The organism is Pyramidobacter sp. C12-8, from assembly GCF_002007215.1.
Taxonomy (GTDB): domain Bacteria; phylum Synergistota; class Synergistia; order Synergistales; family Dethiosulfovibrionaceae; genus Pyramidobacter.
In genome coordinates, this window is record NZ_MUHX01000003.1 from 133942 (window position 1) to 142131 (window position 8190).

At 64.8% G+C, this 8190-nt stretch carries 6 protein-coding genes and 1 pseudogene; 3 read left to right on the forward strand and 4 right to left on the reverse strand.

Features of this window, described 5'->3' with window-relative positions; translation table 11 throughout:
• Positions 1–65: 65 nt before the first annotated feature.
• Positions 66–1271: an NRAMP family divalent metal transporter gene (locus B0D78_RS01935; protein ID WP_078015305.1), complete on the reverse strand. Its 1206-nt coding sequence runs from the start codon at positions 1269–1271 to the stop codon at positions 66–68.
• Between the two features lie 103 nt (positions 1272–1374).
• A complete protein-coding gene (locus B0D78_RS01940; RefSeq protein ID WP_240496088.1) occupies positions 1375–2289 on the reverse strand; it encodes a deoxyribonuclease IV in 915 nt (304 codons plus the stop codon).
• 95 nt (positions 2290–2384) lie between these two features.
• Here B0D78_RS01940 and B0D78_RS01945 point away from each other — a divergent pair, with 95 nt between their 5' ends.
• Complete coding sequence (locus B0D78_RS01945) at positions 2385–2891, forward strand: C-GCAxxG-C-C family protein (RefSeq protein WP_078015306.1); 507 nt, start codon at positions 2385–2387, stop codon at positions 2889–2891.
• Positions 2892–2915: 24 nt separating this feature from the next.
• Positions 2916–3278, forward strand: coding sequence for a cupin domain-containing protein (locus tag B0D78_RS01950; RefSeq protein WP_078015307.1), 363 nt, complete (start codon positions 2916–2918; stop codon positions 3276–3278).
• A 230-nt stretch (positions 3279–3508) separates the two neighbouring features.
• Here B0D78_RS01950 and queF read toward each other — a convergent pair whose 3' ends face one another.
• Positions 3509–4000: a preQ(1) synthase gene (gene queF / locus B0D78_RS01955; RefSeq protein ID WP_078015308.1), complete on the reverse strand. Its 492-nt coding sequence runs from the start codon at positions 3998–4000 to the stop codon at positions 3509–3511.
• The gene (locus B0D78_RS01960) at positions 3997–4500 is read right to left on the reverse strand and encodes a QueT transporter family protein (RefSeq protein WP_078015309.1); all 504 of its coding nucleotides are present in this window, start codon (positions 4498–4500) and stop codon (positions 3997–3999) included. The genes queF and B0D78_RS01960 overlap by 4 nt, the downstream gene beginning before the upstream one ends.
• Before the next feature lie 887 nt (positions 4501–5387).
• On the opposite strand from B0D78_RS01960, the pseudogene B0D78_RS01965 reads away from it, so the two are divergent.
• Positions 5388–8190, forward strand: a pseudogene (locus tag B0D78_RS01965) (hypothetical protein); the annotation flags it as partial.

The window sequence follows — 8190 nt, forward strand, 5'->3', positions numbered from 1 at the left end:
CGCCTCCTTGCTGAAAAAATCTCCACGGGCCGGAGCGCGCTCCGGAGTTCTTTCGCCCTGCGCCGCTACGAGAAGATCTTCATGATGTTGGGCAGCGCCTTCACGCCCATCCACAGCGTGAAAGCGACCACGACCCAGCCGGCTCCCGTCAGCCACGTCGGATGACGGTACGCCGGGCCGACCACGTCTTTCTTGTACGCGCCGAGCAGGATCGAAGCCAGCGCCAGCGGCAGGATCAGGCCGTTGATCGAGCCGGCCACGATCAGCAGCGCCACCGGCCGGGCGATGAAAATGTTGATCGCCGTCGAGGCGCAGATAAAACCGATCATCCACCAGCGGTAGTTGCGGTCCACCGCGGCGAACAGCGAACGCAGGAACGACACGGAGGTGTAGGAGGCGCCGATCACCGAGGTCACGCCCGCGGCCCACAGCACCACGCCGAACATGCGGTAGCCGACCTCACCGGCTCCCTTGCGGAAGGCGTCGGCGGCGGGATTGGCCGCGTCGAGCACCACCGCCGGCTGGCCGGCCGCCACGTAAACCACGCCGAGCACGGCGAGGAACAGCAGGATGCGCATGATCGACGTGACGACGATGCCGTTCACGGCGCTCTTCGTCGCGTCGCGCACGTCGTGCACGCCCGCGTCGATGAGGCGATGCGCGCCCGAGAAGGAGATGTAGCCGCCCACCGTGCCGCCGATCAGCGTCAGGATGATCATCCAGTTGACCGTGCTCGGCATCACCGTCTCTTTCGCCGCCAGCGCTACCGGCGGCGCGGCCTTGAACGCCACGTAGAGCATCAGCGCGATCATCAGGAAGCCGAGCAGCTGCGTGAAGCGGTCCATCGCCTTGCCGAGATCCCTGTTGAGGAAGATGAAAACGGCGATCGCCGCGCTGACGGCCGCGCCGACCTGCACGTCGAGCCCGACCATCGTGTTCAGCCCCAGCGCCGCGCCGCCGACGTTGCCGACGTTGAACGCCAGGCCGCCGAGCGCTACGGCGAAGGCGAGCAGATAACCCAGGCCGGGAATGACCCGGTTGGCCACGTCCTGCGCGCGCAGCTTCGAGACGCAGATGATGCGCCAGATGTTGAGCTGCACCACCGCCGTCACCACGATCGTCACGGCGATGGCGAAAGCCGCCGAAGCCAAAAGCTGCTGCGTGAAGACCGTCGTCTGCGTCAAAAATCCCGGCCCGATGGCCGACGTCGCCATCAGAAACGCCGCGCCGAGAAGGACCTGCAAGGTGCTTTTTCCTTTGTTCTGATCCATGAATACGCCTCCTTTTTTTATTTGCGTTCGGATACGTTTTCATTATTTCATGATCGGCCGAGCGTTGTCAATCAGGCGCATTCATGTATTTAAAATACATTTTTTAAAAAGAACCCTCTCCCATCGGCCGTGCTCTCTTGGCCGCTTCGAAAAAACGATCGTTTCCCCGCCCCGTTTCCTTGTTCGCCGCGAACGCCCGCAGCCGCGCGATCTCGGCCGCCCAGCCGGAGAGGGAATCCTGCGGCGTTTCCAGGCACATGGGCAGTTCCGCCAGGGCCGGATGGACGACCAGCGCCGCGAAAGCGGCCAGGCCGAGGCTGCCCTTGCCGAGCTTCTCGTGGCGGTCCTTGCGGCTGCCGAACGGCGTCATGCTGTCGTTGAGGTGCAGGGCGCGCAGGCGCTTTAGCCCCACGATGCGGTCGAAACGGCCGAGCACGCCGTCGAGATCGCCGGCGATGTCGTAGCCGGCCGAATAGACGTGACAGGTGTCGAGGCACACGCCCATCTTCTCGGGACAGCTGACGCGGCTCAGGATCTCCGCCAGTTGTTCGAAATCACCGCCCACCTCGCTGCCTTTGCCCGACATGGTCTCCAGCAGCACGGCGGTGCGCTTCACCGCGGGCAAAATCTCGTTCAGCGCCGCCACGATCAGGTCGATGCCCTTTTCGCAGCCCTGGCCGACGTGGCTGCCGGGGTGGAAGTTGTACAGATTGCCCGGCAGCTGTTCGTCCAGACGTTTCAGGTCGTCGGCCATCGCCAGCAGCGCGAACTCGCGCACCTTCGCGTCGGCCGAGCAGGGATTGAGCGTGTAGGGGCCGTGGGCGATCAGCGGGCCGAAGCGATGCGCGGCCATGATGCTTTTCAGCGCCGCGGCGTCGTCGGGATCGGCGGCCCGCACCGCGCCGCCGCGGGGATTGCGCGTGAAGAACTGGAACGTGTCGGCGCCGATGGACAGGGCGTTTTCGCCCATCTTTCTGAATCCGCCGGCGACGGAAAGATGACAGCCGAAAAAAGGCATGGAAAGACCTCCTCAAATGACGCCCCGGGGAAACGGGGCCGTTTGTTGTATAATAAACTGAAATCTTTGGCACGATTTTAAGGGGGAAGAGGAAAATGCACGACGGTTCCAAGGAGTGTCAGTGCGGCGCGCGAGCCGGCGCGGACCGATGGCTGGAAAATCTTGACGCGCTCGTCGGGGAACTCAATGCGGATCAGCGTTTCTGCTGTTCCCAGACGGTGCTGGCCATCGGCATGAGGCGGCTGGGGATCGACGATCCCGATCTGCTCCGCGCCATGGAGGGATTCTGCGGCGGAGCCTGCGGCGGGACCTGCGGCGCGCTGGCGGGGGGCGCCGCGCTGATGGGGCTGTACCTCGGCAAGGGCACGGCGCGCGAGCCGCGCAGCGAAACGATCAGGCAGTACGTCAGAGAACTGACGGAGACGTTCCGCGCCTACTGGAAGGGCACGACCTGCGAAAGCATCGTCCACGGCGACGCCGAACTGCGCAGGCGCATCTGCCCGAACGTCATCGCCGGCGCCGTGGAGATGGTCTGGAGCATCCTCGGCGAGCACGGGCTCGACCTCGACCGGCGCAAGATCGACCGCATGCCGCGGCAATAAAACGGTGCGAAGGAGAGTGGGACAATGATCCGCAGAGGAACGGAAATCGCGTCATCCAGAGTCGAGAATTTCAAGGGCGGTACGGGCGCGCTGCTTTCGTGCGAGATCCTCGCTCCCGGCGAGATGGGCGGGCACGGCCGCAAGTTCGGGCTGACCACGCTCGAACCCGGCGCGTCGATCGGCACGCACGCCCACGCGGGCGATTCCGAGACCTATTATATCCTCAAAGGCTCGGCGCGCTACAACGACAACGGCACGTGGGTCGACGTCGCAGAAGGCGACATGATGCACTGCCCCGACGGCGAATCTCACGGCATCGCCAACAGCGGCGACGGCCCGCTGCAGTTCGTCGCCCTGATCCTCTACACCGAAACGAAAAAGCAGTGACCCGTCCAGGCGCAGCAAGGGCGTCCGCAGGAAAATTTCTCCTGCGGACGCCCTTGTTTTTTTGCCGCCGCGCTTTGCAAAAGACGTTTCCCGCGAAAAGTCCCGCGTTCCACGTGGAACATTTTTTATAAACGGCCTCGGCAACTGCGATCGAACGACATGCGCCAAGACGGATTTCTTCTTTTTGTTGCGCTTTCGCGCTCCGTCGCGCGCGGCCGGCGCCGCCGCGCTCAGCGGTAGTTCACCAGCTCCGGCGACAGGTCGTGGAGGCGCAGGCGCTCCTCGGCCGTCTTCTCCCAGACCGTGCCCGGCTTGCCCCAGTTCGCGTACGGGTCGATGCTCAGCCCGCCGCGCGGCGTGAAGCGCCCCCAGACCTCGATGTACTTGGGCGACATCAGCCGCACCAGATCCTCCAGGATGACGTTCACGCAGTCCTCGTGAAAGTCGCCGTGGTTGCGGAAGCTGAACAGATACAGCTTGAGCGACTTGCTCTCCACCAGCCGCTCGTCGGGAACGTAACTGATCGTGATGTTGGCGAAGTCCGGCTGCCCCGTCATCGGGCACAGGCTCGTGAACTCCGGGCAGTTGAACTTGACGAAATAGTCGCGCCCCGGATGCTTGTTGGGAAACGATTCCAGCACCTCCGGCGCGTAATCGCTCCTGTAAGCCGTTTTATGCCCCAGCAGCGACAGATCCTTCATCTCTTCGGGCGTGCGCGTCATCTTCTCGGCTCCTTTGTGCGTTCCGTCAGGCCGAGGCGCTTTTTCAGCGCCGCCAGCAGCAGCCCCCCGAAAACGCCGGCGACCGCCTGCCCGATCAGCAGACTCGCCGCCAGAACGGAGTAGGGCAGATGCAGCAGATAACTCAGCCACAGCGGCACCCCCAGCCCCGGGATCAGCGTGATCGCCGCGGCGGCGATCCACGGCGCGCGCGGCGAACGGCGAAACGCCGCGACCGCGCCGCTGGTCAGCAGACCGACGAGAATGCCGCCGACCATGTCCAGCGGCCCCAGCCCCCCCATCAGCGCGTTGCTGAGAAAATTGGCGAACCCCAGCGGCAGCACCAGAAACGGGAAAACGCCGCTCAGCGCGTACAGCGACGTGGCGACGCGCACCTGATACTGCCCGAAGGCGAAGCTCCGCGTCGTCGTCATCACCACCACATACAGCGCCACGACCAGCGCCGAGACCGTCAGCTTGCGCGTCACCGTCAGTTCCTTCATCGAAAAAGATCCTCCGCGCCTTCCCGCGCCGCGAAAAGGCCGCAAAAAAAAGGAGAGCCTCCCAGCTCCCCATCCGCCGCGCCGTAACGGCGCGTCGCGCCCGCCGCCCGGGGCGGAAAATTCCGCCCCGGACGCCGCGAACGCAGCCCGTAGTTTTGTTTAAAGACAGGATGGTCTCGAACTGTCTTGTTCGGTTGCGGAAAACATTGTAGCACAGAACTTCCCGCCGCACAAACGCTCCGGTCGGAGAAATGTATCGTGTATGATACGATAAGTCCGGTGTCTGAAGTGACTCGGGAAAAGATGAGATAGCGGGACTTTACACAATAAATTACGGCATCTGCCGCTCGATCGGAGGATGTCGGAGACATCGTTGCGACAAAAGACAGGCCGGCGGCAAACGTCGCGCCCCCGAACCGTTCGATCGGTCCGGGGGCGCGACGTTTGCCGCCGGCCCTTCGAAAAGGCGCGTGCGCCCTGCCGACGGCGGCGGGGGCGGCCCCTCTTGTTTCCTCGCTGAAATATCGCGCGGCAAATTTCGGGAGAAGATCCGCGGCGCGGGCCGGACGGAGTTCCGATGTTTTTCATGAAGTTTTCTGTTTTTAACGATGCTTTTCGGTAAATAAATTCTGAAAATGATTGTTGATTTTGACCGTTTCCGTCGGCATCCGCCGGCTCCGGCGCAGCAGCCGACGACCGCCGCGGAAGCCGCGGCGGCGCTGACCGCGGCGGAGGGGAGACCGATACATACAGTAAGTAATCTTTACGCGGGGGGGGGCGTGTTAGTGTTGTCTAACGTGTTCAATGACCTACAGTATGCCGGCGCTGACACGCCGGCGCGCGGAAAGCGGGAACGTGCGTGAAAACTTGAAGGAGGTTCACGGAAGATGAATGACACAGTGCGCGTGAAGGAACTGCGGCGCCGCCGCCTCGGCAGGCGGTCGGCGCTGCTTCTGGCGCTGGCGGCGGGCGCGGCCGGGGCGGACGTCGGCCGCGCCGTCGTCGTGACCGGCGACCAGCTGAACGTCGGCGAAAACAACACGCTCGGCGCGGAAGCCTACGCCGTGATCGGCAAAGACGCCAAGGCGACGGGACGCCAGGCCATCGCCATGGGAACGGGCGCGGTCGCCAGCGGCGACCATGCCGTCGCCGTAGGGCAGGGCGCGACGGCCGATCACCATGCGTTCGCGCTCGGCAGCGGCGCGAACGCCTTCAGTTATTCCCTGGCGATCGGCAGAAACGCGACGACCGGCCAGCAGTATGCCCTCGCGATCGGCGAGGGCGCGAACGCCGGCGGGCGATATTCCCTTGCGATAGGAGGGAATGCGGCGGCCGCCGAGGACTCTATGGCGATCGGCAGGGGCGCGAACGCCAGCGCGGGCGAGACTCTCGCGATAGGAAAAGGAGCGACGACCGGCGCAGTACGTTCCCTCGCGTTCGGGAGCGGTTCGGAAGCCCTCGGCAACCAGTCCGCCGCGATCGGCACCAGCGCGAAAGCTCTGGGCCATGAAAGCGTCGCGATCGGGTATAAAGCGACGGCCATCTACAGCACCGCCGTTGCCTTAGGCGTCGGTGCGAAAGCCGAAGGCAATCATTCCTTCGCGATGGGTGGCGGAGCGACAACCAAAGGAGACGGGAGTGCCGCAATTGGTCCCGGCGCGGTCTCCGGCGGCGATGGTTCTCTCGCCGTGGGAAGCGGCGCAAAAACCGAGAGTTATGGGACCATTGCATTCGGAGTCGCGGCGACGAGCAGCGGCAGAGACTCCATCGCCATAGGCAGCGGGGCGAAAGCCGACGGAGGTCCCACTGTCACGGCGGCGGCTCTTGCGATTGGAAAAGACGCGAAGGCGAACGGCGTCGGAGCCGTCGCAATAGGATTGAGCGCCACGGCCAGCGACTCAAGTGCCATCGCCTTGGGAAGCAGCGCCACGGCCAGCGGCGCTCAATCTTTTGCCGCCGGGATGGAGACGCGCGCCAGCGGTCACCGCTCCGTCGCGCTGGGATTCCGGTCGGAAGCCAGCGGCGAGGGGGCCTTTTCCTTCGGAGTCGGTGCGGAGGCCGCAGGGCACAGTTCCATGGCGCTGGGGCGCTCCGCAAAAACCCGCGGCCACGATTCCGTGGCGATGGGACATTCTTCGATCGCTACCGGCGACGAGTCCACCGCGCTGGGGAATCTTTCGTGGGCGCAGGGGAAGAACTCCCTAGCGGCGTCGGGCGGAAGGACCGCCGCCGGCGCGGCCAACGCCTTTGCCGCGGGAAAGGACGCCGTGGCGGCGTTGTCGGGCAGCGCCGCCCTCGGCGACGGCGCCACGGCCAACACCGCCGCCCAAAAAGCCGCCTATCTGGCGGACGGCAGAGAGACCCCGGAGTGGAAATCCACGCGCAACGCCGTCGCCGTGGGCAACGGCGCGCCGTATACCTATACCTACACAGATCTGAACGGCGATGAGGTTACGATCGACCTTCCCGTCGTCACCCGCCAGATCACCGGCGTGGCCGGCGGCACGGAGGACACCGACGCCGTCAACGTGGCCCAGCTCAAAGTCGTGAAAGGGGAGCTCGACGTGCTCTCCGCCGAAGCGCTGCGGAGCTGGACGGCCCAGGTCGACGGCGCCGACGTGAAGGTCGTCGACAAGACCGACCCCGTCCTCAACTTCAAGACCGGCGACAACATCGTCCTCACGGATGACTCGGGCGCCATCAAGATCTCCACCAGCCTCACGCCCCACTTCGCCGGAGCGACCGTGGGCGCGGCCGCGGGCACGGCCAGGACCCGCCTCTACGACGGCTGGGCGGCCTTCGGCGGCATCTCCGTCAACGACGCCGCCGCAAGCAACACCGTCAAGGGTCTGAGCAACACCGCGCTCGATGCCGGCTGGGGCGAAAGCGCCCGCGCCGGACAGGCGGCGACCGAAGCGCAATTGAAGATCGTGGACGGCAAAGCCGAACAGAACGCCGTCGCCATCGCCGGCCTGACCGGCACGGTGAACGGGTACACCGCCGACATCTCGAAACTGCAAGGCGGCTTCACCGTCAGCAACGAAGCGGGAACGAAACAGGCCATCACCCTCGGCGGCGCGACGAAGAAGAACGTCAAGTTCGCCGGCGAAGCGGGCAAGATCGCCGTGACCGTGACCGCCGACGGGAGCGACGGCGCGAAAGTGACCGTGTCGGCCGACCCAAACCTCGGGACCAGCCTCAACATCGCCAGCAATTCGGCCATCACCAGCCTGAACAGCGCCGTGAACAGCCACACCAGCGACATCACCGCGCTCAAAGGCGGCTTCGACCTCAAAGCCGGCAGCACGACGAACAACGTGCAGCTGGGCGGAACTTCGGTTCCGACCGTGGAATTCGCGACGACCGACGACACCATGACCGTCGGCCTGACCGGCACCAAAGTCACCTACGGCATCGACGCGAGCAAACTCGCCCAGAACATCGCCGGCGACGTCATCACCAACATCAACAACGCGACCGCGACCCCGATCACCAACATCAGCGCCAAGTTCGGCGTGACCGCGGAAACCGGCGCGAAGAAGACCGTGACCCTGGCCAAAGATACCGAACCGACGGTGAAATTCGAAGGCGACGGCGCCTACATCAAATCCGCGATGACCGCCGACGGCGTCAAATACAGCCTCGACACCGCGGCCCTGACCGGCGCCATCGGCGGAACGGCGAACTGGA